Origin of the sequence: Haloactinospora alba (assembly GCF_006717075.1) — a bacterium.
Lineage (GTDB): Bacteria > Actinomycetota > Actinomycetes > Streptosporangiales > Streptosporangiaceae > Haloactinospora > Haloactinospora alba.
The window spans coordinates 1,387,224-1,410,440 of sequence record NZ_VFQC01000001.1 but is presented as its reverse complement, the minus strand read 5'-3'; the positions used below and the strand labels follow the sequence as shown (position 1 = coordinate 1,410,440).

Annotated in this window: 20 protein-coding genes; 11 read left to right on the top strand and 9 right to left on the bottom strand. The window is 68.3% G+C overall.

Going from position 1 to position 23,217, the window contains the following annotated elements; translation table 11 throughout:
• Nucleotides 1-17 precede the first annotated feature (17 nt).
• From FHX37_RS06395 to FHX37_RS06370, 6 genes are read right to left on the bottom strand one after another with little or no spacing between them, the layout of a single operon-like run.
• Nucleotides 18-1,307 (bottom strand): cysteine desulfurase, encoded by a 1,290-nt coding sequence (locus tag FHX37_RS06395; protein WP_141922724.1) that lies wholly within the window; start codon nucleotides 1,305-1,307, stop codon nucleotides 18-20.
• A 2-nt stretch (nucleotides 1,308-1,309) separates the two neighbouring features.
• Nucleotides 1,310-2,077 (bottom strand): Fe-S cluster assembly ATPase SufC, encoded by a 768-nt coding sequence (gene sufC / locus FHX37_RS06390; RefSeq protein WP_141922721.1) that lies wholly within the window; start codon nucleotides 2,075-2,077, stop codon nucleotides 1,310-1,312.
• 13 nt (nucleotides 2,078-2,090) lie between these two features.
• A complete protein-coding gene (locus FHX37_RS06385) occupies nucleotides 2,091-2,423 on the bottom strand; it encodes a non-heme iron oxygenase ferredoxin subunit (protein ID WP_141922719.1) in 333 nt (110 codons plus the stop codon).
• Complete coding sequence (gene sufD, locus FHX37_RS06380) at nucleotides 2,416-3,585, bottom strand: Fe-S cluster assembly protein SufD (RefSeq protein ID WP_141922717.1); 1,170 nt, start codon at nucleotides 3,583-3,585, stop codon at nucleotides 2,416-2,418. Before sufD ends, FHX37_RS06385 begins: the two co-directional genes overlap by 8 nt.
• Before the next feature lie 2 nt (nucleotides 3,586-3,587).
• The gene (gene sufB, locus FHX37_RS06375) at nucleotides 3,588-5,000 is read right to left on the bottom strand and encodes a Fe-S cluster assembly protein SufB (protein ID WP_141922715.1); all 1,413 of its coding nucleotides are present in this window, start codon (nucleotides 4,998-5,000) and stop codon (nucleotides 3,588-3,590) included.
• Nucleotides 5,001-5,040: 40 nt separating this feature from the next.
• On the bottom strand, nucleotides 5,041-5,769 hold the full coding sequence (locus FHX37_RS06370; RefSeq protein ID WP_141922713.1) for a helix-turn-helix transcriptional regulator: 729 nt from the start codon (nucleotides 5,767-5,769) through the stop codon (nucleotides 5,041-5,043).
• Between the two features lie 330 nt (nucleotides 5,770-6,099).
• Between FHX37_RS06370 and FHX37_RS06365 the strand changes: the two genes are divergently transcribed.
• From FHX37_RS06365 to FHX37_RS06350, 4 genes are all read left to right on the top strand, one after another.
• Nucleotides 6,100-7,047, top strand: a complete 948-nt coding sequence (locus tag FHX37_RS06365; protein ID WP_141922711.1) for an ABC transporter ATP-binding protein — start codon at nucleotides 6,100-6,102, stop codon at nucleotides 7,045-7,047.
• Complete coding sequence (locus FHX37_RS06360) at nucleotides 7,044-7,841, top strand: ABC transporter permease (RefSeq protein ID WP_141922709.1); 798 nt, start codon at nucleotides 7,044-7,046, stop codon at nucleotides 7,839-7,841. The genes FHX37_RS06365 and FHX37_RS06360 overlap by 4 nt, the downstream gene beginning before the upstream one ends.
• 185 nt (nucleotides 7,842-8,026) lie before the next feature.
• Entirely contained in the window at nucleotides 8,027-8,833 is an 807-nt protein-coding gene (locus FHX37_RS06355) for an EamA family transporter (RefSeq protein WP_141925058.1), read from the top strand.
• Between the two features lie 102 nt (nucleotides 8,834-8,935).
• On the top strand, nucleotides 8,936-10,018 hold the full coding sequence (locus FHX37_RS06350) for a COX15/CtaA family protein (protein ID WP_141922707.1): 1,083 nt from the start codon (nucleotides 8,936-8,938) through the stop codon (nucleotides 10,016-10,018).
• Nucleotides 10,019-10,030: 12 nt separating this feature from the next.
• Here the strand turns inward: FHX37_RS06350 and FHX37_RS06345 are convergent, their stop codons facing one another.
• Entirely contained in the window at nucleotides 10,031-11,371 is a 1,341-nt protein-coding gene (locus FHX37_RS06345; RefSeq protein ID WP_141922705.1) for a PrsW family intramembrane metalloprotease, read from the bottom strand.
• A 105-nt stretch (nucleotides 11,372-11,476) separates the two neighbouring features.
• Entirely contained in the window at nucleotides 11,477-12,460 is a 984-nt protein-coding gene (locus tag FHX37_RS06340; RefSeq protein ID WP_141922703.1) for a heme o synthase, read from the bottom strand.
• Between the two features lie 728 nt (nucleotides 12,461-13,188).
• Here FHX37_RS06340 and tkt point away from each other — a divergent pair.
• The 7 genes from tkt (at nucleotide 13,189) to FHX37_RS06305 (ending at nucleotide 22,127) form a co-directional block, all read left to right on the top strand.
• Nucleotides 13,189-15,231 (top strand): transketolase, encoded by a 2,043-nt coding sequence (tkt, locus tag FHX37_RS06335; protein ID WP_394344512.1) that lies wholly within the window; start codon nucleotides 13,189-13,191, stop codon nucleotides 15,229-15,231.
• Nucleotides 15,232-15,371: 140 nt separating this feature from the next.
• Nucleotides 15,372-16,478 carry a transaldolase gene (gene tal / locus FHX37_RS06330; protein ID WP_141922698.1) on the top strand — a complete coding sequence of 369 codons (1,107 nt, stop codon included), beginning with the start codon at nucleotides 15,372-15,374 and terminating at the stop codon, nucleotides 16,476-16,478.
• A 114-nt stretch (nucleotides 16,479-16,592) separates the two neighbouring features.
• The gene (locus FHX37_RS06325; protein WP_246062143.1) at nucleotides 16,593-18,254 is read left to right on the top strand and encodes a glucose-6-phosphate isomerase; all 1,662 of its coding nucleotides are present in this window, start codon (nucleotides 16,593-16,595) and stop codon (nucleotides 18,252-18,254) included.
• Nucleotides 18,255-18,319: 65 nt separating this feature from the next.
• Nucleotides 18,320-19,849, top strand: coding sequence for a glucose-6-phosphate dehydrogenase (gene zwf / locus FHX37_RS06320; RefSeq protein WP_141922695.1), 1,530 nt, complete (start codon nucleotides 18,320-18,322; stop codon nucleotides 19,847-19,849).
• Between the two features lie 88 nt (nucleotides 19,850-19,937).
• Nucleotides 19,938-20,864 (top strand): glucose-6-phosphate dehydrogenase assembly protein OpcA, encoded by a 927-nt coding sequence (locus FHX37_RS06315; protein WP_141922693.1) that lies wholly within the window; start codon nucleotides 19,938-19,940, stop codon nucleotides 20,862-20,864.
• Nucleotides 20,861-21,646: a 6-phosphogluconolactonase gene (gene pgl / locus FHX37_RS06310; RefSeq protein WP_141922690.1), complete on the top strand. Its 786-nt coding sequence runs from the start codon at nucleotides 20,861-20,863 to the stop codon at nucleotides 21,644-21,646. Before FHX37_RS06315 ends, pgl begins: the two co-directional genes overlap by 4 nt.
• 199 nt (nucleotides 21,647-21,845) lie before the next feature.
• Nucleotides 21,846-22,127, top strand: coding sequence for a TFIIB-type zinc ribbon-containing protein (locus tag FHX37_RS06305; RefSeq protein ID WP_141922687.1), 282 nt, complete (start codon nucleotides 21,846-21,848; stop codon nucleotides 22,125-22,127).
• Between the two features lie 34 nt (nucleotides 22,128-22,161).
• On the opposite strand, the gene FHX37_RS06300 is transcribed toward FHX37_RS06305, so the two are convergent.
• Nucleotides 22,162-23,214: an RNA-guided endonuclease InsQ/TnpB family protein gene (locus tag FHX37_RS06300; protein ID WP_141922685.1), complete on the bottom strand. Its 1,053-nt coding sequence runs from the start codon at nucleotides 23,212-23,214 to the stop codon at nucleotides 22,162-22,164.
• Nucleotides 23,215-23,217: the final 3 nt, after the last annotated feature.

Genomic DNA, 23,217 nt, shown 5'->3' with positions numbered 1-23,217 from the left:
AGTTCTGAGGCCCTCTCTCAACGCTCCGGAATGGTGCCGAAGAACCGTTGCGCCGCTTGGATGCCCGCCACGAGAGCGTCGACATCCTCGAAGTCGTTGTACAGGTAGAACGAAGCGCGCGTGGTCGCCACCACGTTGTAGCGGCGGTGCAACGGCCACGCGCAGTGGTGTCCCACCCGTGCGGCGACTCCCTGGTCGTCCAGTACCTGGCCGACGTCGTGGGGGTGGATATCGTCCACGACGAAGGAGATCGCTCCGCCACGGTCCTCGGCGTCCATCGGTCCGACGATCCGCACCCCCGGCAGGGAACCGACCTGCTTGAGGGCGTACTCGGTGAGCGCGTGCTCGTGGGCATGCACGTTGGCCATCCCCACGCTGCTCAGGTAGTCACACGCCGCGGCCAGGCCGACGGCCTGCGGGGCCACCGGCGTTCCGGCCTCGAACCGCTGCGGCGGGTCCGCCCAGGTGGTGTGGTCCATGTAGACGACACCGATCATCGATCCGCCGGTGAGGAAGGGCGGCATCGCGGCGAGCAGCTCCGGACGCCCCCACAGCACACCGATACCGTTGGGCCCGAGCATCTTGTGCCCGGAGAACGCGAGGAAGTCGACGTCGAGTTCCCGCACGTCCACCGGCATGTGCGGCACCGACTGGGCGCCGTCCAACAGGACGAGCGCGCCCACCTGGCGCGCCCGTTCGGTGATCGTGGACACGGGCGCGACCGTGCCGAGCACGTTGGACTGGTGCACGACCGCGACGAGCTTGGTGCGCTCGTTGACCAGGTCGTGGAGGTCCGTGAGGTCCAGGCGCCCCTCGTCGGTGAGCGGGAACCAGCGCAACGTGGCACCGGTGCGCTGGCACAGTTGCTGCCACGGAACCAGGTTGCCGTGGTGCTCCATCTCGGTGACGACGATCTCGTCGCCCGGTCCCACGCGGAAACGGTCCCGGCCCTCGCTGTCCGCAGCCGTGTTGCTGTTGCTCATGGCGTAGGCGACGAGGTTGACCGCCTCGGTGGTGTTCTTGGTGAACACCACCTCGTCGGAGCGTGCCCCGACGAACGAGGCGATCGTGGCTCGTGCGCCCTCGTAGGCGTCGGTGGCCTCTTCCGCGAGCTGGTGGGCACCACGGTGCACCGCGGCGTTGTGCCGCTCGTAGAACCCGCGTTCGGCGTCGAGTACCTGCCGGGGCTTCTGCGAGGTCGCCCCGGAGTCGAGGTACACCAAGGGGCGCTCGTCGCGGACGGTCCGGGCCAGGATGTCGAAGTCGGCCCGGATGGCGTCCACGTCGAGCTGGCCGGTCGCGCTCATCGTCACTTGTTCGCGCCTGCCTTCACGAAACGCTCGTAGCCTTCGGACTCCAGCTGTTCGGCCATCTCGGGGCCGCCGGATGCGGCGATCTGACCGTTGGCGAAGACGTGGACGAAGTCCGGCTGCACGTGGTTGAGAACCCGACTGTAGTGGGTGATCAGCATGACGCCGAGATCACTGTTGGACCGCACCCGGTTGATGCCCTCCGAGACGACCTTCAGGGCGTCCACGTCGAGACCGGAGTCGGTCTCGTCCAGGATGGCCATCCTCGGTTTCAGCAACTCGAGTTGGAGAATCTCGTGCCGCTTCTTCTCACCACCGGAGAAGCCCTCGTTAACGCCACGGTTGGCGAAGGAGGGGTCGATGGAGAGGTCGGACATGCTCCCCTGGAGTTCCTTGGAGAAGGTCCGCAGTTTCGGCGCCTCGCCGCGCACGGCGGTAACCGAGCTGCGCAGGAAGTTGGACATGGAGACGCCGGGGACCTCGACGGGGTACTGCATGGCGAGGAAGAGACCGGCGCGGGCCCGCTCGTCCACGCTCATCTCCAGAACGTTCTCACCGTCGAGGAGGACCTCCCCGTCGGTGATCTCGTAACGCGGATGTCCCGCGATGGCGTAGGCGAGGGTGGACTTTCCCGAACCGTTGGGTCCCATGATGGCGTGGGTCTCACCGGAGTTGATGGTGAGGTCGACGCCCTTGAGAATCTCCTCGCGCTCTTCGGCGCCGATGAGAACGTCGGCGCGCACCCCGCGGAGCTCGAACTTGGTCATGTGTGTCTCTGCCTTAGGAAGTCGTGGTGTCGTCCAGCGAGACGAGCACGTCGTCGCCGTCGATTCTGATGTTGTAGGTGGGTATCGGCTTCGTCGCCGGCGGGTTGATCGGTTTTCCCGAACCCAGGTCGAAGCAGGATCCGTGTAGCCAGCACTCGATCGTGCCCTCGTCGACCTCACCCTCGGAGAGGTTCACCTCGGCGTGGGAGCAGATGTCGCTCACCGCGTACACCTCCCCCTCACTGCGCACGATCGCCAGCGGGGTGTCACCGACCTCGACGCCGAGCACCCCCTCCTCCGGGACGTCGCTCAGCGTGCACGCCTTGACGAAACGCTCGTTACTCATGGAGGGCCAGCTTCTCCTCGACTTCTTCCATGATGCGGTCCCGCAGCTCGGGCACCTCGATCCGGTTGATCAGCTCGGCGAAGTAACCGCGGATTACCAGGCGCCGGGCCTCGTCCTCCGGGATGCCGCGCGAGCGCAGGTAGAACAGGTGGATCTCGTCCAGGCGGCCACTGGCGCTGGCGTGCCCCGCGCCCTCGACCTCCCCGGTGAAGATCTCCAGGTTCGGCACCGAGTCGACCCGGGTGTTGTCGGTCAGGGCCAGGTTGCGGTTGTGCTCGTAGGAGTCGGTTCCCTGGGTCCCCTCCCCGATGATGACGTCACCGATCCACACGGCGTGCGCGTCGTCTCCGCTGAGCGCACCCTTGTACTCCACCCGGCTGCGGGTGTTCGAACCGTTGTGGTTAGCCAGCGAACGGTGTTCGTGGTGCTGTCCCGCCCCGGTGAAGTACAGGCCGTGCATCTCGGCGTCACCACCGGTGTTGCTGTAGCGCACGTTCGGGGAGAGACGCACGAGGTCTCCGCCGAGCGTCACCACGACGCTCTTGAACCGCGCATCCCGCCCCACCGAGGCGTACTGGTGCGAGACCTGGACCGCGTCCCGGTCCCAGTCCTGCAGGCTGACCACGTCGAGACGAGCGCCGTCGTCCACGACGAACTCCACGTTGTCGGCGTAGACCGCGCTGCCCTCGTACTCCAGCACCACGGTGGCCGAGGAGTGCCGCTCCGCCCGGATCACGACGTGGCCGTAGGCTCCGCCCTGCTCGACCCCGGTGGTCTTGATGTAGACCGGGGATTCGAGTTGGGCTTCTTTGGTCACCGTGACCACTGTCGCTTGCTCGAACGAGGCCCAGGCGCGGGCGCTGATGCGGTCCTCGGGCAGGAACGATGCTCCCAGACGGGGATCGTCACGGCCCACGGTCTCGACCGTGACACCCTCGACGTCAGCGTTGTGCGCCTGCACCGTGACCGTTCCGGTGTCCTCGGTCGAGCCGTCGTGCAGGCCGCGCAGCCGACGGAGGGGGGTGAACCGCCACTCCTCCTCGCGGCCGTTGGGTACCGGGAAGTCCTCCGGATCGAACGACCCGCGCACACCGATGGTCGAGATGGGGACGTCCCCCCCGCCGTGGCTGTGCTCCTTGATTCCGAGATTCGGGCTGGCCATCCTTAACCAACCGCTCCTTCCATCTGCAGCTCGATGAGCCGGTTCAGTTCCAGCGCGTACTCCATCGGAAGTTCGCGCGCGATGGGCTCGACGAAGCCGCGAACGATCATCGCCATAGCCTCGTCCTCGGTCAGCCCCCGACTCATCAGGTAGAAGAGCTGATCCTCGCTGACCTTGGAGACGGTGGCCTCGTGGCCCATCTCCACGTCATCCTCACGGATGTCGTTGTAGGGGTATGTGTCGGAGCGGCTCATGGTGTCGATCAGCAGCGCGTCGCACTTCACGGTGGACTTCGCGTGGTTGGCACCCTCCTGGACCTGGATCAGGCCCCGGTAGGAGGCGCGGCCACCGCTGCGGGCCACCGACTTGGAGACGATGTTCGACGAGGTGTGCGGAGCGCAGTGCACCATCTTGGATCCGGTGTCCTGGTGCTGGTCCTCGCCCGCGAAGGCGACCGAGAGGGTCTCGCCCTTGGCCTGCTCCCCCATGAGGTACACGGCGGGGTACTTCATCGTGACCTGGGATCCGATGTTGCCGTCGATCCATTCCATGGTGGCGCCCTCGTAGGCGACGGCACGCTTGGTCACCAGGTTGAACACGTTGTTCGACCAGTTCTGGATGGTCGTGTAACGGCAGCGGGCGTTCTCTTTGACCACGATCTCGACGACGGCCGAGTGCAGCGAGTCCGACTGGTAGATCGGCGCGGTGCACCCCTCGACGTAGTGGACGTAGGCGCCCTCGTCCACGATGATCAGGGTCCGCTCGAACTGCCCCATGTTCTCGGTGTTGATGCGGAAGTACGCCTGCAGCGGAATCTCCACGTGCACGCCCTTGGGCACGTACACGAAGGACCCGCCACTCCACACGGCGGAGTTCAGCGCGGCGAACTTGTTGTCTCCCGGCGGGATGACACTGCCGAAGTACTCCCGGAACAGCTCGGGGTACTCCTTGAGGGCGGTGTCCGTGTCGAGGAAGAGGACTCCCTGCTTCTCCAGGTCCTCACGGATCTGGTGGTAGACCACCTCGGACTCGTACTGTGCGGCGACCCCGGCAACCAGGCGCTGCTTCTCGGCCTCCGGGATGCCGAGCTTGTCGTAGGTCTTCTTGATGTCCTCGGGCAGGTCCTCCCAGGTCTGGGCCTGCTCCTCGGTCGACCGCACGAAGTACTTGATGTTGTCGAAGTCAAGGTTGGAAAGGTCCGCACCCCACTCCGGGATCGGCTTCTTCCCGAAAAGCCGCAGCGACTTCAGACGCAGCTTCTCCATCCATTCCGGCTCGCTCTTCTGGGTGGAGATGTTGCGCACGACCTCTTCGTTCAGGCCGCGGGGCGCCTTGGCGCCGGCAACGTCTGGGTCGGCCCAGCCGTATTCGTAAGTGCCGAGCCCTTCGAGCTCGGGGTGCGCAGTAGACGTCATTGCGCGGATCCTCCTGGACTCAGACGTCCGTTATCTGGCGTTACCCGCCGTCCTTCTGCGAGGGGCGGGCTCTCATATCGTGGGTGTCAATGTCGCGGGGAGTCACGTGCGTGGTGCACACACCGTCACCGTGGGCGATGGTCGCGAGGCGGCGCACCGGGGTGCCCAGCAGCCTCCCGAAAGCTTCGATCTCGGCCTCGCACAGCTCGGGGAACTCCGCCGCGACGTGGGCGACCGGACAGTGGTGCTGGCACAGCTGCTCCCCCCCGCCGGGGGCGGGAGCCTCGCCAGCCGAGGCGGCGTAACCGTCGTTGGACAGTGCCTCGGCAAGCACCCGCACCCGCTGCTGTTGGGGCACTCCCTCGAGGAGAGGGCGGTACCGACGCTCCAGTTCGGCGACCTGGCTCCGAGCGAACTCGGTGACTGCCTGGGGCCCTGCCGTCTCGGCCAGGAAACGCAGCGCACTGGATGCGAGATCGTCGTATCCGTGCACGAACGCGTCCCGTCCTGCCTCCGTGATGGCAAAGACCCGGGCAGGCCGACCACGGCCACGGCGCCCGATCGGACGGGCATCGCGACCCTCGACCATCCCCTCGTGCATAAGGTTGTCAAGATGCCTGCGGATTCCCGCCGGCGCTAGCCCGAGGTGCTCCCCCAAAGCGGATGCGGTTATCGGGCCGTGTTCCAGAATGAGCCGTGCGATCCGCGCGCGGGTACCGGTCTCGGCTCCCCGCTCGGGTCCAGCGGGCGTCCGGGAGGCGTCCGGCATGCTGCCCCCTTTCGCTCGCTGTTCGCTGCTCACCTTTTTCACAACATCAGTGTGGCGTAAATACATCCCCCCGGGCAAGCCGTGACTCATGCCATTAGTCACGCAGGCAAGCCTTCCCTCACTGGGGTTTTCCGAGCCGGAGCACGCCACTACCGGTGTCCGCAACGGCACGATTCTCCCGCCCGTGGGCCGGATGGCGAACATTCCGTCCACTCACTGAGACACTCACTGGGGTGCCGCACTCTCGGGCGCCTTACCGTACAGACCACACGGGGCCGACGAATATTCCCCCGTACGGACTCGGCGCGCACCCCTTCTAGACTGCTTCCCATGGACACAGCCGCGGTCGAGGTCGCCGACATGGTCAAGAGCTACGGCAGCACGAGTGCCGTGTCCGGCCTCTCTCTCACCGCCGCCCGCGGCGCCGTCACCGCGCTGCTCGGCCCCAACGGCGCCGGGAAGACCAGCACAGTGGAGGTCTGTGAGGGGTACCGCCGCGCGGATTCCGGGCGCGTGCGGGTTCTCGGGCTGGACCCGGTGGCCCACGCCCGGGCGCTCAAACCCAGGGTTGGCGTCATGCTGCAGTCCGGGGGTGTCCCCACCGGGGCCCGGACCGGTGAATGGCTGCGCCTGATGGCCTCTTTCCACTCGCGCCCGGTTCCCGCCGACGTCCTGCTCGAACGGCTGGGACTCGCGTCCGCGGCCGGAACCCAGTACCGGAACCTCTCCGGAGGGCAGAAACAACGCCTTGCCATGGCCGCCGCTGTCATCGGCCGGCCGGAGCTGGTCTTCCTGGACGAACCCACCGCCGGCCTCGACCCCCAGGCGCGCCACGCGAGCTGGGAGCTGATCACGGAACTGCGCGCCGCCGGTGTGGGCGTCCTGCTCACCACCCACCACATGGAGGAAGCGGAGCGCCTCGCCGACCGCATCGTCATCATCGACCACGGCCGCGCTGTCGCTGAGGGAACCACCGCCGAGCTCACCGACGCCCGCCAGGAGGTCCGTTTCCGCGCGACACGGGAGCTGGACACCGAAGCGCTGCGCTCCGCGCTCCCCTCCCCCGGTCACGTCGCGGCGCTGGACGACGGCGGGGCCGACGGCTGCCAGTACGTCGTCACGACGGCGGACTCCGCCGCTCCCGGGCCCGCCTTCCTGGCAGCCGTCACCAACTGGTGCGCCGCCAACGCGATCCTTCCCGAGGGGCTGCGCGTCCAGCAGCGCACACTCGAAGACGTTTTCCTCGAACTCACCGGCCGGGATCTGCGCGACTCATGACCAACACCCAATCGCACTCCGCCACCAGCATGTTCGTTCCCGCGCCGGGCGCCGCCCCGCTGTGGCGCATGGTCGCCTCCCAGGCGTCCATGGAAGTGCGGATCATGCTCCGCAACGGGGAACAGATCCTGCTCACCCTGGTCATTCCCGTACTGCTCCTGGTCGGGTTCAGCACCACGTCGGTCCTGGGAACCGGCCCAGGGGCACGGGTGGAGTTCCTCACCCCGGGGATCCTGGCGCTGGCCGTCATGTCCACCGCGTTCACGGGTCAGGCCATCGGTACCGGGTTCGAACGCCGCTACGGGGTCCTGAAGCGGCTCGGTGCGACGCCGCTGCCGCGTTTCGGGCTTCTCGCGGCCAAAACCCTGGCGATTCTCGGGATAGAGCTGATCCAGATCGGCGTGCTCTGCGTCACCGCGTTCCTGTTGGGGTGGACCCCTTCCGGCGGGATCACCGGTCTGTGCTATGCCGCCGCGCTCGTTCTCCTGGCCACCGCGGCCTTCAGTTCCCTGGCCCTGCTGCTGGCCGGGACACTGCGGGCCGAGGCCACCCTCGCAGCAGCCAACCTCGTCTACGTTCTCCTGTTGGGACTGGGCGGTGTGATCCTTCCCGTGCACCGTTTTCCCGCGAGCGCGCAACCCCTGCTGGAGCTGCTGCCCATAACCGCCCTGACCGAAGGTCTGCGAGCCGCTCTGGGGAACGGCGGCACCTCCTTCCTCACCTCGCTCGGAGTACTCGGAGCGTGGGGGCTCCTCGGTTCCCTCCTCGCCAGCCGCTTCTTCCGCTGGGAATAGGCGCCCCGGGCGAACGGCCGCGTGAGGCAGAACACCTCCCCGGCACGCTGCCGAAGAAATTCATAGGATGATGGAATGTGAGTGTGCAGACGACAGGATCCCCGAACAAACGGCCCTTGTGGCACCGCACTGTCCACAGCGCGTCCCTGCTGCGTTCGGCTGGGGACAGTATCCCGCCCACGTGGATGGTGCTGGTCGGAATCCTGTCAGTACAGCTCGGCGCGGGGATCGCGAAGACCCTGTTCGCGGAACTGCCGCCCAGTGCCGTGGTCTGGCTGCGGTTACTGACGTCGGCCGTACTGCTGCTGGTACTCACCCGCCCCGCGCTTCGGGGGCGGAGCCGGGCCGACTGGTTGGTAGTGGTCGGTTTCGGCCTTTCCCTGGCGACCATGAACTTCGCCATCTACCAGGCGATCTCCCACATCCCGCTCGGCATAGCCGTCACGATCGAGTTCCTCGGGCCGCTCGGTGTCGCGATCGCCGGCTCCCGGCGGATCACCGACCTCGCGTGGGTCGCCCTGGCCGGCGCGGGCGTGCTGCTCCTCGGACGCAGCGACGGTGACGTCACTCTCGCGGGCGTGGCGTTCGCGCTGTTGGCCGCCGTCGCCTGGGCCGGCTACATCCTGCTCAGCGCCGCCACGGGGAAACGGTTCTCCGGAACCTCGGGGCTCGCCATCGCCAGTCTGGTGGGGGTCGTGGCCGTCGCTCCCGTGGGGATAGCGGAAGCCCAAACAGCGCTGCTCGACCCCCGGTTGCTGGCCATCGGACTGGCCGTGGGGCTGCTCTCCTCCGTCGTTCCCTACACCCTGGAGATGCAGGCGCTGCGCCGGATGCCTCCCCGTGTCTTCGGCATCCTGATGAGTCTGGAACCGGCGGCTGCGGCGCTCATCGGTCTGGTCGTCCTCGGGGAGTTCCTGTCGGTGTGGCAGTGGGCCGCCGTGGGATGCGTCGTCGTGGCCAGCGTCGGAGCCACACGCTCACAACGTGGGTGATCAGGGGACACCCGCACGCCTCCCTGGCCGCGCGTTCGCGCTGTACCGACGTCGGGCCGACCGGTTCGCCACACCGCACAACCGGATACTACAGTTCGTCGTATGAACGCTCACCCGGCTCTCCTGGTACCTCTGGCCGCATCGGGGGAAGGAACGTTCCTCTCCCTTCCGTTCTGGGCCTGGCAGATCGTGCTCGCCGTCGCCGGGATCGGCGTTCTGACCCTCCTCTCCCGCACGATCTGGGAGCCGACGACGCGATCCCTGCGGTGGTGGGGACTGGGCAACATCGTCGTCAACGCGGGCATCGCCGTCTCCGGAGCCACCGTTCGGGTGACGTCCTCGGGCTTGGGCTGCCCCGAATGGCCGCGCTGCACCGAGGACAGTTTCGTTCCCGTCGGCACCGACCACGCCACCCTGAACGCGGCCATCGAGTTCGGCAACCGCACACTGACGTTCCTCGTGCTGGCCGTCGGCGTCATCGTGTTCGTGGCGAGCATGCGTCTACGGCCCCGGCGCCCGGACCTACGCCGGCTGGCCGGCATCATCCCGCTCGGAGTCCTCGGTCAGGGCGTCCTCGGGGGTGTCACCGTCCTGACGGGGCTTCACCCGGCGTCGGTCGCCGCGCACTTCCTCCTGTCCAGCCTGGTCGTCGTCCTCACGGTCGCTTACTACGTACGGTGCCGGGAGCCACGTGGCCGGCTGCAGCGCACCGTCCCGCCCGTGACCCGGAGCATCGCCACCGTCATGGTGCCGCTGGGGTTCCTCCTGCTCGCCGCGGGAACCGTCGTCACGGGAACCGGTCCCCACGGAGGGGACGCCGAAGCCCCGCGCTGGGGGTTCGATCCCCTGATCGCCACCCGGGTCCACTCCGGTCTGGCATGGGCGGTGCTGCTGGGCGCCCTCGCCCTCGTCCTCCTCCTGTCCCGCACCGAAGCGCCGCGCGAGGCCCGTGTCGCTTCCCGGCTGTTGGCTGCCGCCGTGCTGGCGCAGGGGGCGCTCGGGTACACGCAGTACGCGCTCGCCCTTCCGCAGGGCCTGGTCGTGTTGCACGTGCTGGGATCGGCTCTGGTGTGGGTCGCGGTACTGCGGGTGTACTTCGCCACCGCGCGCCGGACCGAGCGGTCCTCCGGCGGCGGGTACCGCCCACCGCAGGAACACGGCAGCGGCCACCGGCTCCGTTCGTAGCCGGACCTCCGGTTACCGGGACGGTTGCTCCCCATCGCCGGGCTGCTTGTCGTCCGGCTGCCCCTCGGAAGCGTCCGGCTGCCCCTCGGAGGCCCGGGCCTGCCGCTGCGCCTGAGCCGCAGCGATGACGCGGGCGAAGTCCGCACGTTGCAGGAAGCCGGAGTCGGTCGTCTTGTGCGCCCACTCCGGGGCGACCGGCTGCTGCGTGCGTCCGGCGAACGCGTCCCGGGCGACGTGCATGAGCGCGAGGAACGAGTCGCGGTGGTACTCCCAGTTGCTGCGCGCCACGCCCCGTTCCAGCCGCTGGTGCAACAGCGCCAGTTCGGTCGCGGCGAGCTGGTAGTCCTTCATCGCCGAACGGCCGCGCTGTCCGGCGTTGCGCTGCGCCCACCTGCGCGCTCCGCGCCTGCCCTTGATCGAACTGAGCATCCGGATGTCGGGCGGTTCCACCAGCCCCGTACTGATGTAGGGCGGTAGGTAGTGCGCGATGGCCGCTACCTGCTGGTGCCGGTCCTGGATCGCTATCACGACGATCGACAGCAGGACGAAGAACAGCAGGACGTAGGCCACCCCGAAACCGCCCCAGCCGAACTGCGAGGCGCCGTTCCACATCCCGTGCAGCAGCACGGCCGCGAACCAGCCGACGACGGGAGCGGCGAAGCGCAGTGTTCCCCGGCTCATGGCCGCGTGGGCGATGCCGATCCCGATCATCGCCGTGTAGAGGGGGTGGCCGAACGGTGACACCAACCCGCGCAGCACGAACGAGAACACCAGCCCGAACAGTCCTTCCTCGAAGAAGGACTGCAGGAAGTACAGCACGTTCTCGGTGAAGGCGAAACCAGTGGCCACCATGCCCGCGTAGATGACCCCGTCGGTGAAGGAGTCGATCTCCCAGCGGCGTCGCCACAGCAGGAAGAGCAGCACCATCCCCTTGGCGCTCTCCTCCACGACGGGGGCTCCGACCGCGGTGTTGACGAAGGTTCCCAGGTCGGCACCGAACATGGGGACCATCCACAGTTCCAGACCGACCGTGTTCAACAGGTAGGAGACCACCACCGCGACCCCCGCCCCCCACAGGAAGGAGAAGATCATCATCGACGGTGGTTCGGGTTCCAACCGGTCGAGCAGCAGGATCAGCGGCACCAGGATCGCGACCGGTATCACCGCCGCGACCACGCTGATGAGGAACCCGATGACGCCGGTGACCCCGCCGCTGGCCAGGCCCGCCCAGAGCAGGTACCCAAGCATCCCCAGGGCGCACAGGACGCTGACGACGATGCCGATCGTGATCGATATGGAGTACCGCCCTGGCCTGCGCCCCTCCAGGATGGCTTTCGGATCGAGTGCGGGCATAGGCTCAGATCGTAACCCGTGTACTGCTCAGGGAGCATCGCGCCCCACCGGCGTTCCCGTGTCCGGTGGGAATGGCAGTCGGTGCCCGTGGTGCCCGGACAGGTCCTAGCCCAGCACCCCCGCCAGCAGGGGATCGATGGTGACCGCCGAGAAGAGCAGGGCCAGGTAGGCGTTGGAAAGGTGGAAGAACCCCATCGTCTTGAGGTGGTGGCCGGTGACCCCGGCCCGGACCCGCCCCAACAGGCGGTGCGCCTGCACCAGTAGCAGCGCGCCGAGCACGGTGGCCACGAGCGGGTAGAACAGCGTCGTCTGCGCGACCGGCCAGAGCAGCAGGGACAATGCGACCGTCGCCCAGCTGTAGAGGACGCACTCCAGCAGGACCCGGTGCTCTCCTGCGACCACGGGCAGCATGGGGACGTTGGCGGCGGCGTAGTCCTCGCGGTAGCGCATCGCCAGCGCCCACGTGTGCGGTGGCGTCCAGAAGAACACGACGAGGAACAGGACGAGGGGTGCCCAGTCGAGCCGTTCTGTGATCGCGGCCCATCCGATCAGTACCGGCATGCAGCCCGCGATGCCGCCCCACACCACGTTCTGCGTGGTGCGCCGTTTGAGCAGCATCGTGTAGACGAAGACGTAGAACAGGATGGCGGCGAGGGAGAGCGCGGCCGACAGCCAGTTCACGAACAGCGCGAACCCCGCTGTCGACGCGACAGCCAGCACGAGACCGTACACCAGCGCACCACGCGGCGTTACCTGGTGCATCGCCACGGGACGTCGCCGTGTGCGCCGCATCTCCTGGTCGATGTCGCGGTCGAGATAGCAGTTGATGGCGTTGGCACTCGCCGCCGACATGCTCCCGAAGACGAGCGTCATCACGGCCACCCCGAGGGGAGGAACCCCGTCGGCGGCGACGAACATCACCGGGATCGTGGTGATGAGCAGCAACTCGATAACGCGGGGCTTGGACAGGGCCACGTAGGCCCGAGCGTAGTCTCCCAGCGCCGCGACACGGGTACGCGCCTCGGGACGTTCCCTGGCGCCGTCCCGGGTCTGTGGCGTTTCCTGCACGGACTGACTCACCGGGCTCATCGGGATCACCGCCGCCGGGTCAAGGGTCGGGCGCTGCCCTTCCGGGCACACTCCAGGACTGCCGTCTCACCAGTCATCCGTATTACGGACACAGCCACGCCGAACCTCAAACCGGGATAGGAATTGTCACTAGTTCGCCACAGCGGATCGCGGTCGTTCCCGACGTCACGCCAGAGTTCCACAATCCCTGTCAACGACATACTGTAGTACTTTTGGTCAGCCGCGCGCCCCCGGGGCGGCGCGACCGCACAAAACCCGTCATGCGCTGCACGAACAACGCACTCGCAACAACACGGGTGCTGCCGCCCGTGCCGGCGAACCGCGTTGCAGGCTCCCACATCCTGATCTCGGACACATAACCTGGCACGCTCCCCACAACCACGCGCCGCACCGGCACCGGAGCTCACAGCGCGTTATGACGTGACGAACACGCCCGCCGACGGCATTCAACGATAGGCTTCTTGTGGTCCGCACTGTCGTGTTGCCAGGAAGGGTCCCGTGCAGCGGGCGAACCGGAGGCCGTGTCATTTCCCTCCACACGGCTCGCACGGCAGGGCGTTACGACCGTGGACAACCTCACATTCACGATCCCCGGCCGGGTGGCGCCCGGACCTGAACCGGATGCGCGAAAGGAGCCCTGATCCCGCGTGAACACCAACGCCCCGACAACCTCCCTCGAATGGTCGGACACCGACCAGCGCGCCGTCGACGTGGCCCGTGCCCTGGCGATGGACGCGGTGGAGGAGGCCGGCTCCGGACACCCCGGTGCTGCCATGAGCCTGGCCCCCGCCGCTTACCTCCTGTTCCAGAAGCTCATGCGGCATGACCCCAACGACCCCTCCTGGCTGGGCCGGGACCGGTTCGTCCTGTCGTGCGGCCACTCCAGCCTCACCCTCTACATCCAGCTCTACCTCTCCGGTTACGGACTCAGGCTCGAGGACCTCAAAGGCCTGCGCCAGTGGGACAGCCTCACCCCGGGGCATCCCGAGCACGGTCACACCCCCGGCGTGGAGACCACGACCGGACCGTTGGGGCAGGGCCTCGGCAACGCTGTCGGCATGGCCATGGCGGCCCGCCGCGAGCTCGGCCTGTTCCACCCGGAGGCGGCCCCCGGGGAGAGTCCCTTCGACCACTTCGTCTACGCGTTCTGCTCCGACGGGGACGTCCAGGAAGGCGTGAGCCACGAGGCCAGCGCCCTGGCGGGCACGCAGAAGCTGGGCAATCTCATCGTGGTCTACGACGACAACCACATCTCGATCGAGGACGACACCCAGGTCGCCCACTCCGAGGACGTGGCGGCTCGGTACACCGCCTACGGCTGGCACGTCCAGGAGATCGACTGGACCGCGAACGGTTCCTACCACGAGGACGTCGCCGCCCTCCACAGTGCGGTACTGGCGGCCCAGGCCGAGACGGAACGCCCCTCGTTCATCCGGCTGCGGACCATCATCGGGTGGCCCGCTCCCAACAAGCAGAACACCGGCGCCGCGCACGGTGCCGCGTTGGGCGCCGAGGAGGTGGCCGCCACCAAACGCGTCCTGGGACTGGACCCCCAGGCGCGGTTCGACGTTCCCGAGGACGTGCTCAACCACACCCGTGTCGCCATCGAGCGCGGCAGGGAGATGCACTCCGCCTGGGACGTGGAGCTGGAAAGCTGGCGGGCCGACGGGGGATCGCGCGCCGAACTGTTCGACCGGCTGCAGAAGGGCGAGCTTCCGGAGGGCTGGGAGAAGAACCTCCCGGTCTTCGACACCAGCGAGAAAGGCGTGGCCACCCGGAAAGCCAGCGGAGAGGTCCTGAGTTCCGTCGCTCCGGTCCTGCCCGAACTGTGGGGAGGATCGGCGGACCTGGCCGGCTCCAACAACACCACTCCCAAGGACGAGCCCTCGTTCCTGCCGGAGGAGTACTCCACCAAGATGTTCTCCGGGGACCGGTTCGGTCGGGTCCTGCACTTCGGCGTGCGCGAACACGGTATGGGAGCCGTGCTCAACGGTATGGCGCTGCACGGACCCACCCGGCCGTACGGCGGCACGTTCCTGGTGTTCAGTGACTACATGCGCCCGGCGGTCCGGCTGGCGGCACTGATGAAGCTGCCCGTCACCTACGTGTGGACGCACGACTCGATCGGGTTGGGCGAGGACGGACCGACCCACCAGCCCGTCGAACAGCTGTGGGCCCTGCGGGCCATCCCCGGCCTGGACGTCGTCCGTCCGGCCGACGCCAACGAGACCGTGGTGGCGTGGCGCACCATCCTGCAGAACGGGCAACGTCCGGCTGCGCTCGCGCTGACCCGGCAGAACGTCCCCACGCTCGACCGGCAGGAGCTGGCGGACGCCGAGGGGGCGGCCAACGGCGGATACGTGCTCGCCGAGGCCGGAAACGGCTCCCCCTCGGCTCTCATCATCGCGACGGGCAGCGAGGTCGACATCGCCCTGCGGGCCCGACGTGAGCTGGAGGCCGGCGGAACACCCACCCGGGTGATCTCCATGCCGAGCGTGGAATGGTTCCGCGCTCAGGACGAGTCCTACCGGAGACAGGTACTTCCCCCCTCGGTACGCGCGCGCGTGTCGGTGGAGGCCGGGACCGGTCTGGGATGGCGCGAGTTCCTCGGCGAGGCCGGCGTGGCAGTGGAGCTGGACCACTTCGGCGCCTCCGCTCCGTACCAGACGCTGTACCAACAGTTCGGTCTCACCCCGGAACACGTCGCCGCTGCGGTGCGCACGAGCCTCGCCAACGTCAACAACGACAGCGGCGCGGGAACCGGAGACTGAGCGCACAGACCCTACGTCGCTCCGGCCGCAACGACGGGTAGGGGACGGGCGAGACAGCACAACACACCGCTGTTCGGGAACCGGTCGGCGGCCACTGGTTCCGCTGCAGCAGCCGATACGCAAGAGCGAGGTTAGAGGCCATGGTGAATCCGCTTCGGGAACTGTCCGATCAGGGAGTCGCAGTCTGGATGGACGACATCAGCAGAGAGCGACTGCACTCCGGCAACCTCGCAGAACTGGTCTCGTCCCGTTCCCTGGTCGGTGTCACCTCCAACCCGACGATATTCGAGAAGGCCCTCAAGGAGGGAACAGCTTACGACGACCAGCTCCACGACCTCGCACTGCGCGGTGTCTCGGTCGGCGAGGCGGCCCGGGCCATCACCACCTACGACATCCGGTGGGCCGCGGATGTACTGCGTCCCGTCTACGAGGCCACCGGCGGTGTCGACGGCCGGGTCTCACTGGAGGTGGACCCCCGGCTGGCCTACCACACCGAACGCACGGTGGCCGAGGCCCGAGCACTGTGGTGGGCGGTGGACCGCCCCAACGTGTTCATCAAGATTCCCGCCACCGTGGAGGGACTTCCCGCCATCACCCAGGCACTCTCCGAGGGGATCAGTGTCAACGTCACGCTGATCTTCTCGTTGGACCGCTACCGTAGCGTCATCGAGGCGTTCATGGCCGGAATGGAGCAGGCGGGCCGCAACGGCCACGACCTTTCCGCGATCCAGTCGGTCGCCTCGTTCTTCGTGAGCCGGGTGGACACCGAAGTCGACAGGAGGCTGGCCGACATCGGAACGCAGGAGGCGGCCGAGCTGCAGGGACGGGCCGCTATCGCGAACGCCCGTCTGGCTTACGAAGCCCACGAGGAGGCGCTCGCCTCACAACGGTGGGCGGCTCTCTCCGCTTCCGGGGCGGCACCGCAACGGCCCCTGTGGGCCTCAACCGGCGTCAAGGACCCGAACTACGACGACACCCGCTACGTCGTGGGGCTGGTCGCTCCCGGAACCGTGAACACCATGCCGGAGGCGACGCTGGAGGCGGTCGCCGAACACGGCGATATCACCGGTGACACCGTTCGGGACGGCTATGCTCAGGCCCGGGCCGACATGCAAGCCATCGCCGAGGCCGGCGTGGATCTGGATGACGTGGTCAAGGTACTGGAGGACGAAGGCGTCAAGAAGTTCGAGACGTCCTGGGAAGGGTTCCTGGACGGTGTCGCGCAGCGGATCGGCAGCACCGAGTGACGGGGTTTCCGCCGGGTAGGAGGAACCGGGCGGAAACCGGGTACCGCCGCGCGACACGGACACGCGCCGGGATCCTCCCGGCGCGTGCCGGACAATTTCACTACGTTGGATACTGTGCGAACTCACTGGGAAGGGCCGGTCACTGTGGGCACTGAGCAGGTCAACGCCACGAACCTCACCGTCCATGTGCGCGATGCCGCGCGTGACGCCGCCGAGGAGGCGGCGAAGACGCTCGTCGCGGACGGGGTGCCCCAGCGGTTAGCCGCCAAGGACGCGGAGTTGTGGGGGCCCCGAGCGGCGGAGGAGGCGGCGGTGCGCCTCGGCTGGCTCGATCTCCCCCAGAGCTCGCGCGCCTTCCTTCCGGAGCTGGAGGAGCTGGCCCAGCAGTTGCGCTCCAGCGGGCTGGACCGGGTGGTACTGGCCGGCATGGGCGGCTCGTCGCTCGCCCCCGAGGTTATCGCCGCCAACCGCGGCCGTGAACTCGTGACCCTGGACACCACCGACCCGGACCAGGTGCGCGGGGTACTGAACCACGGGATCGACCGCACCGTCATGGTGGTGTCCTCCAAGAGCGGGGGCACCGTGGAGACGGACAGCCACCGGCGCGCTTTCGAACAGGCGTGTTCCGAGGCGGGGATCGACCCCGCCGAACGCGTCGTGGTGGTCACCGACCCGGGGTCGCCACTGGCGGAGTTGGCAACCGAGCGCGGGTACCGCACGTTCCTCGCCGACCCCAACGTGGGCGGCCGCTACAGCGCGTTGAGCGCGTTCGGTCTGGTGCCCTCGGCCCTGGTGGGAGTGGATGTCGCCGCCCTCCTGGACGAGGCCCAGGAACTGGTTCCGTCGCTGGCCGCGGAGACGGGGAACCCGGCCCTGTGGCTCGGCGCGGCTCTGGGCGGGTTCACCGGACACGACAAGGTGGTGCTGACAGGCCCCTCCCCCACCGGGTTCGGGGAGTGGATCGAACAACTGCTGGCCGAGTCCACGGGCAAGGAGGGAACCGGCCTTCTCCCCGTCGTGGTGGGAAGTCCCCACTCTCCCGGGTTCGCTCCGGCGTCCGACTCCCACCTCGTGGCGTTCTCGGAATCGCACCAGGAGGTCTCGGAGCTGGCCGACACGACGGTGACCGGCCCGCTTGGCGCCCAGTTCCTGGCGTGGGAGTACGCGACCGCTGTCGCTGGACGGCTGTTGGGGATCGACCCGTTCGACCAACCCAACGTCCAGGAGTCCAAGGACAACACGAAACGGCTGCTGTCGTCCGCGGATCCGCTGCCGACCGGCGAACCACTGCTGGCGGAAGGCGCGGTCGACGTGTACACCACCGACACGAACCCCGCGCTGCTGTCCGCCGAGGACGACCTGGCCGTGGTGCTGCGCAAGCTCCTCCAGGCGGTTCCGGAGGGCGGCTACCTCGCCGTTCTCGCCTACCTGGACCGGGAGGGGGATTCCCGGGCCGTCCGGCTGCGGGAGGACCTCGCCGCTCTGACACCGAGTCCCGTGACGTTCGGATGGGGGCCGCGCTTCCTCCACTCGACCGGCCAGTACCACAAGGGCGGCCCGCAGAACGGCGCGTTCCTGCAGATCACCGGGGAAAGCGAGGAGGACCTGCGTATACCGGGAGTCTCCCACACCTTCGGTCAGCTGCAATTGGCCCAGGCGCTCGGGGACTTCGGCGCCCTGGGCTCCCGGGAACGACCCGCCGTACGGCTGCACCTGCGCGAGCGCGGCGCTGGCATAGCCCAGATACGCGCGGCCGCGGACCGCGTCCGCCCCTGAACGGCGGTCGGACGCGCACCCCACCCTTTACGGACGAGGGAGGACGTCAAGTGAAAGAGCCGGTGATGCCAGGCGCGGTTCCGAACCCGTTGCGCAACGAATCGGACCGGCGGCTGCCACGCGTCGCCGGGCCGAGCGTGTTCGTACTGTTCGGAGCCACGGGCGACCTCGCGCAGAAGAAGCTGCTGCCGGCCATATACGACCTGACCAACCGCGGTCTGCTGCCGCCCGGCTTCGGACTGGTGGGTTTCGCGCGCCGGGAATGGAGCCACGAGGGATTCGCCGAACAGGCGAAGGAGGCCGTCCGGGCCCACGCCCGCACCTCTTTCCAGGAGGACGTGTGGCAGCAGCTGAGCGAGGGTATCCGTTTCGTCTCCGGGGAGCTCACCGACGACGAGGCGTTCGACGAGCTCGCCCGCACCGTACGGGAACTGGACGAGAGCCGCGGCACGGGAGGTAACTACGCCTTCTACCTGTCGCTTCCGCCCAAGCTGTTCTCCACTGTGACGCGGCAGCTGAAGCGCTCCGGTCTCGCCGAGTCCCGCGAGGGCGCCTGGCGGAGGCTCGTCATCGAGAAGCCGTTCGGTCACGACCTGGAGAGCGCTCGGGAGCTCAACGCCGTTGTCGACGACGTGTTCCCACCGCATTCCGTGTTCCGGATCGACCACTACCTGGGCAAGGAAACAGTCCAGAACATCATGGCGCTGCGGTTCGCGAACACCCTGTTCGAGCCGCTGTGGAACCGCAACTACGTGGACCACGTGCAGATCACCATGGCGGAGGACATCGGTGTCGGAGGCCGGGCCGGGTACTACGACGGGATCGGTGCGGCGCGCGACGTCATACAGAACCACCTTCTGCAGCTCCTGGCCCTCGTCGCGATGGAGGAACCGGTCTCCTTCGCCCCTGACGCGATCCGAGCGGAGAAGGAGAAGGTCCTCTCGGCGGTCACGCTGCCACCCGACCTCGCCACGGGCACCGCACGCGGCCAGTACGCCGGCGGGTGGCAGGGGGGTGTGCGAGTGAGCAGCTACCTGGAGGAGGAGGGTATCCCGCCGGACTCCACCACCGAGACCTACGCCGCGATGAAGCTCGGCGTCAACAGCCGCAGATGGGCCGGGGTGCCGTTCTACCTCCGCACCGGCAAACGCCTGGGGCGCAGGGTGACCGAAGTGGCCCTGGTCTTCCAGCGGGCCCCGCACCAGGTGTTCAGCCAGAACGCCGTCGAGGAACTCGGCCAGAACGCGCTCGTGCTGCGTATCCAGCCGGATGAGGGCGTCACCCTGCGGTTCGGTTCCAAGGTCCCCGGATCGGCCATGGAGGTCCGCGACGTGACCATGGACTTCGCCTACGGCCACTCCTTCACCGAGTCGAGTCCGGAGGCCTACGAACGGCTGATCCTGGACGTTCTCATCGGGGACCCGCCGCTGTTCCCCCGCCAGGAGGAAGTGGAACTGTCCTGGAAGATCCTCGACCCTGTCGAGGAGTTCTGGGCCAAGGGTTCCGCCCCGGAGCAGTACGGGGCGGGAACGTGGGGGCCGCCCTCGGCGCACGCGCTGCTCAACCGGGACGGACGCCAGTGGAGACGCCCGTGAGGAGCGCGGCTCCTGCCCCACCCCGCCGGAGCCCGGCGGGAGACCTGCTGCGGCCGGATGGCCACGACCCTGTTGCCAGGGGGAGCACATGACCCTGTACCTTCCGCGCACCACCACGTCGCAGATCACCGAAGCCCTCACGGCGGAGCGGCACAGCGTGGGCGGTGGCGCGATGAACATCGTCCTGACCCTGGTCATCGTCACTGACGAGGCCGACCACTACGACGCGGTGCGCGCCGCGACGGAGGTCGGGCGGGAGCACCCCTCCCGCATCCTGGCTCTCATCCGTCGCGATCCGGAGGCGGAACCCGCGATCGACGCCGAGATCCGCCGTCCCGGAACCTCCGGCCCCGGGGAGGCGCTGCTGCTCCGGCTGTACGGACCGTTGGGCGAGCATCCCGACTCCGTGGTGACCCCGCTCCTCGTCCCGGACACTCCCGTGGTGGCCTGGTGGCCGGGCCAGGGGCCGGTGGAGCCCGCAGCCGACCCGGTGGGAAGGCTCGCCAACCGGCGCATCACCGACGCGCTTCGCGCGCCTGACCCGCTCGGGGACCTGGTTACCCGTATCCAGCACTACCAGCCGGGGGACACCGACCTCACCTGGACCCGGCTCACACCCTGGCGCTCCCTGCTGGCCAGCACCATGGACCAGCCGTGCGGCTGGGTCACCGGCGCCACGGTGGTCGGGGAACCGTACTACCCCAGTACTGACCTGCTCGCCGCCTGGCTGTCCGAACAACTCGATGTGGACGTACAACGCGAGGAGTCCGACGGCCCCGGCATCACCAGCGCCACTCTCACGACCGACTGCGGGGACATCTCCATCAACCGGCGTGACGGACGGGTCGCCGTGCTCTCCTGGCCCAACCAGCCCGACCAGACCGTCGCGCTCTCCCGGCGGCGCGCCTCCGAAGCGCTAGCGGAGGAACTGCGCCGCCTCGACGCCGACGAGATCTACGAAAGCACGGCCAAACACGTCGGCCGGCTGGCCAACCGAACGGAGGCCAACGCGTGACACCATCCGACGCCAGCGTGCGGGTACACGCCGATGCCGAGCTGCTCGCGAAGAGCGTGGCGGCGCGCCTCATCACACGTCTGGTGGACGCCCAGGCGGAGCGGGGCTCGGCGTGTGTCGCACTCACGGGTGGGGGGATCGGCACCGCCGTACTGCGGGAGGTCGCCACCGCTCCGGCCCGGGACGCCGTGGACTGGCGTCGACTGGACGTGTGGTGGAGCGACGAGCGTTTCCTTCCCACGGGGGACGCGGAACGCAACGAGACGGCCGCTCGCTCCGCCCTGCTGGACCATGTCAACGTGGATCCGGAACGCGTCCACCCCATGCCGGCACCGGGCGGCTCGTACGGGGACGATCCGGCTGGCGGCGCGCAACGTTACGCTTCCGCTCTCCGCGAGGCGGCCGGGGAGAGCGCTGGTTTCCCGCGGTTCGACGTCTGCCTCCTCGGCGTCGGACCGGACGCCCACGTCGCCTCGTTGTTCCCCGACCATTCCGCGTCGCGGGAGGAGGATCAGCTTGCGGTGGCGCTCCGGGACGCACCGAAGCCTCCACCGCAGCGGGTGACGTTGACGTTCCCGGTGCTCCGCGGTGCGCGCGAGGTATGGCTGGTGGCCTCCGGCGGGGAGAAGGCCGACGCCGTGGCACGGTCCCTCGACAGCACCGCGGGCGGGGCGCACGTCCCTGCCGCGGGCGCGCGCGGGAGCGAGCGCACCCTGCTCCTGGTCGACCGTCCCGCCGCGCGCAAGCTTCCCCCCGCGTTCACCGCGCCGAGCGTAGCTTAGGTCCTGTTCGGTGGGTGTTCCTCACCGGAGCGCGCTGGCGGTACGGAGCCACGGAAGCCCGCGGGTGACCCCGCACCCGGGCGCCGGAAGCCGCCCGTTGCCCGACCCGGCTGGCGCAGGGCCACCCGAGCCCCGGAAAGGATCGGATCGCAGCGCGTTGGGATGGAACCGTACGCTCCCGCGCGGTATCCAACAGGGCATGAGCGAACTTACCTGTCCGAAGTGTCCCGGTAGCCTTTCCACCCAGACCCTCGTCGGGGTCACGATCGACCAGTGCGGGGAGTGCAGGGGCATATTCCTCGACCGCGGCGAGCTGGAGGAGCTCATCGAGGCCGAGCACAAGTGGAGTCAGGGGCAGGACCCCGAGGACACCAGGGGACGGCGCCGTCGCGACGATGGCCCCGACTCCTACGAGCCCAGCGAGTACCAGGGAGAGCGCCGCAAGGTGGAGAAGGACTTCCTCGACGAGATCTTCGATTGAATCCTCTCCCGCCTGAAGGCGGGAGATTCCTGGCTCAGGCTGCCTGGCCGTCCATCGGACGCCCAGGGCTCACGCCATCGTCACCAGCCGGGACGAAACCTGCCCGGTCCAGCATCACGCGTGCGGAGTTCTTGTCCCGGGGCCGGGACACTCCGCACGCGGTGCAGGTGTAGGTGCGTTCGGACAGCGGCAGCCGGTGCGTGGTTCTTGCCCCGCACTGTCCGCAATCCATCGTCGTGTGCGCCGGGTCGACCAGCCGCACATCCCGGCCGTGTTTCCGGCCCAACGCCACGAGTTCGTGCTTGGTCGCGCCGATCGCCGCATCGGCGGCCTTGCGCGCCATGGTGGTCTTGGCGAGAAACGTCGGTTTGAAGTCCTCCACCGCCACCCGGTCATGGTCGCGCACCACGTGCTTGGCCCACTTGCGCCCGTCGTCTTGGCGTTTCCGGGCGGCTTTGCGGTGTTGTTTCGCCGCCGCCTGTTGAGCCTTGCGGTAGCCACGCGTCTGCGGTTTCCCTTTCGGACGGCGCCGCCGGGCCATCATCCGCTGGTACCGGGTGAGTTTCGCCTGCGCGGCTTTGCCGTGCTGCGCGTGCGGCAAGTCGTGCGCGTCGCTGGTGGTGGTGGCGGTTTCGGTCACACCCCAGCCCACACCGAGTGCCTGGCCGGTATCCGGCAACGGTTTTGTGTCCGCGTGCACGACGAACGAGGCGTACCAGTGGCCCAGCGTGTCACGGTACACGCGCACGCTCGACGGGGTGGCGGGCAGGTCCCGCGACCACACCGGGCGCACCTCGATGCCGCCAGCCAGCCGAAGTCGCCGCCCGCGCAGGGAGAACCCGCGCTGGGTGTAGTTCAACGACGGCCCGGCCTGCTGCTTCTTCTTGAACTTCGGCATCCCGGCCCGGCGAGGCTGCGGCACCCGCTCGGCTCGGTCCTTTACTGCTTTGGCTTTGGACCGGCCGAAGTCGCGGATGATCTGCTGCTGCGGCACTGAGCTACCATCGCGCAGCCACGGCATCGTCGCGCGAGCTTGGGTCAGCATCTTGTCCAGCGCCGACGGGCCGACCGGCCGCAGGGGACTCATCCC